This is a genomic window from Micromonospora sp. NPDC049089, assembly GCF_040648775.1.
Taxonomy (GTDB): Bacteria; Actinomycetota; Actinomycetes; order Mycobacteriales; family Micromonosporaceae; genus Micromonospora.
This window is the reverse complement of record NZ_JBEZEH010000381.1, coordinates 1-2,048: the sequence shown is the minus strand read 5'-3', so window position 1 is coordinate 2,048 and position 2,048 is coordinate 1. Positions and strand designations below refer to the sequence as shown.

Annotated in this window: 2 protein-coding genes; both read left to right on the top strand. The window is 66.3% G+C overall.

Annotated elements, in window-relative coordinates:
* The first annotated feature begins 311 nt into the window (after positions 1-311).
* Complete coding sequence (locus AB0B48_RS32910; protein ID WP_357208509.1) at positions 312-1,145, top strand: alpha/beta hydrolase; 834 nt, start codon at positions 312-314, stop codon at positions 1,143-1,145.
* 15 nt (positions 1,146-1,160) lie between these two features.
* Entirely contained in the window at positions 1,161-2,012 is an 852-nt protein-coding gene (locus AB0B48_RS32905; protein WP_357208507.1) for an alpha/beta hydrolase, read from the top strand.
* Positions 2,013-2,048 lie beyond the last annotated feature (36 nt).

Below are 2,048 nucleotides of genomic sequence, written 5' to 3'. Positions count from 1 at the left end.
GATCGACGTCCGAGCCGTCCCGCCGGCAGCCGAGACCGCCGAAGACCTTGAACTCGCAGTGGGACCGCGGCGCGTCCGGTGGCCTGCGGTCGGGCGTCGTCACGATTGACATCCTAGGGATGGAAGGGCAGCGGCTTCGCTTTTCGGCCCAGCCTGCGGTTTGCCCCGGCTCCCGCGCATCGCCCACTTCTCGTTGTCCGTCGAGTCGTTCGCCGATAACGGGACTACGTGGTTCGGGTGATTCGCGAAACGGTGCCATCTCCGTACCTTCGGCATGGTTCCAACGCGGAACGCAAGCCCAAGGAGTGCGCATGCCCCATGTCACAGTTGGCTCAGACGGAGCCGATCCGATCGAGATCTATTACGAGGATCACGGTGCCGGTAGGCCGGTGGTACTCAGCCACGGCTATCCGCTGAGTGGGCGGGCCTGGGAAAAGCAGGTCTCGGCACTGCTCGCGGCCGGTTACCGGGTCATCACGTATGACCGGCGGGGTTGGGGCAATTCCAGCCAGCCCGACGGTGGGTACGACGTCGACACGTTCGCCGACGACGTGAACGCGCTGCTCACGAAACTGGACGTACGCGACGCGATCCTCGTGGGTCACTCGATGGGAACCGGCGACGTTGCCCGGTACCTGGGTCGTCACGGCACCGAGCGGGTCGCGAAGGTGGTGCTGATGTCGCCCATCCCGCCGTTTCTGCTGCGGACGGACGACAACCCCGAAGGCGCACCGCAGTCGTTGTTCGACGGGTTCATCCACGCCGCGCAGACGGACCGGAACGGGTGGCTCAAGCAGTTCCTGGAGAACTTCTACAACGTCGACGTCTACGGCGGTTCGCTGGTCAGTGACGAGGCGTTCCAGGCGAGTCTGAATGTGGCAGTGGCCGGATCTCCCGTCGCCGCGGTGGCCTGCATCCCGACGTGGCTCACCGACTTCCGCACCGACCTGCCCAAGATTGACGTGCCGGTACTCGTGATTCAGGGCGACCAGGACCGGGTCCTGCCCATCGGGGTCACCGGCCAACGGCTGTCCGCCTTCATCGCGGATTCGCGCCTGCTCGTCATCGAGGGCGGGCCGCACGCCATTGCCTGGACCCACAGCGATCAGGTCAACGCCGCCCTGCTCGACTTCTGTGCGAAGTAAGTGAAAGGAAACACCGTGAAATTGTTTTCCCGACGGCGTCTCATCTCCGTGGGCGTGGTCATCGGTGCGCTCACACTGGGTGGTGCCGGTATCGGCACCGCCCAGGCCTCGACGAGTCACACCCTGCATTCACGGCCCGCAACGGCCAAGCCGACAGTCGTGCTCGTGCACGGGGCGTGGGCGGACGGGTCGAGCTGGGACAAGGTGGCAGCCAAGCTCCAGCACGACGGCTACCGGGTGGTCACGCCGCCGAATCTGCTGTCCGGCGTGGAGAACGACGCCGCCAACCTGCGCGCGTACCTGGACACCATCACCGGACCGATCGTCCTCGTCGGGCACTCGTACGGCGGCATGGTCATCACGAACGCCGCCCGGGGCGACGAGCAGGTCAAGGCCCTGGTCTACGTCGACGCGTACATCCCGGACCAGCACGACACAGTGCTGTCGCTGACCTCGGCCGTGCCGGGCTCGATCTTCGCCGCCGACGTGTCCACCGTCTTCGACCAGGTCGCCATCCCCGGTGACGACCCGCACAATGTCAACCTCTACGTGAAGCCGTCGATCTTCGGCAAGGCGTTCGCCGACAAGAGCATTTCCGCCAAGGACGTGGCGGTGCTGGCCTCCCGGCAGCGTCCGCTGGCCTTCAACGCGCTGGTCGAGGAGTCCAAGGAGCCGGCCTGGCTCACCATCCCCTCGTGGTCTGTGGTCGGCAAGCAGGACGCCGTCATCCCCGCCGCTCAGCAGATCGCCATGTCCAGAAGGGCCAAGGCGCACACGACCGAGATCAACGCGCCCCACCTGTCCATGGTCACCGACGCGGGCGCGGTCACCAACCAGATCGAAGCCGCCGCCAAGGCGACCGACTGACACGACGGCCGGCCGTGGCATCGCTCACCGCGATGC